We start from the raw sequence: 302 nt of genomic DNA, 5'->3' as shown, positions 1-302 counted from the left end.
GAAGCTGATCAGGCATTTTACAATGCTGAAACCGCCGTCGGCGCCGCATCTTTTAATCGTCCTCGTGGCGCGCCTTGTCGTACTCTTCCTTGAAGGCGGCGAACATGCCGCTGGCGCGCTTAATTTGGCGGCCCGTGGCGAAGGCGCCGGCGTTCACGGCCTTGCCTGCCGCCGCCGTGGCCTGCTGCGCCTTGGGATTGACCTTCTCAACCACTTCTTGGGCCTGGGAGGCTACGACAGCGGTTGCCTCGCCGGCCTTCGCGGCCAGGCCGCCCTCGGCAGCCAGATCGGCCACCTCATCG

The 302-nt window shown here is 65.2% G+C and carries 1 pseudogene; it reads right to left on the bottom strand.

From position 1 onward, the window contains the following. Nucleotides 1-52: 52 nt before the first annotated feature. A pseudogene (locus PZH32_RS12870) lies at nt 53-302 on the bottom strand (PRC-barrel domain protein); the annotation flags it as partial.

The sequence above is a fragment of the Adlercreutzia equolifaciens genome (genome assembly GCF_029076695.1).
Classification (GTDB): Bacteria; Actinomycetota; Coriobacteriia; order Coriobacteriales; family Eggerthellaceae; genus Adlercreutzia; species Adlercreutzia equolifaciens_A.
Note: the sequence above shows the minus strand (reverse complement) of the source record. Positions and strands in the feature narration are given on the sequence as shown.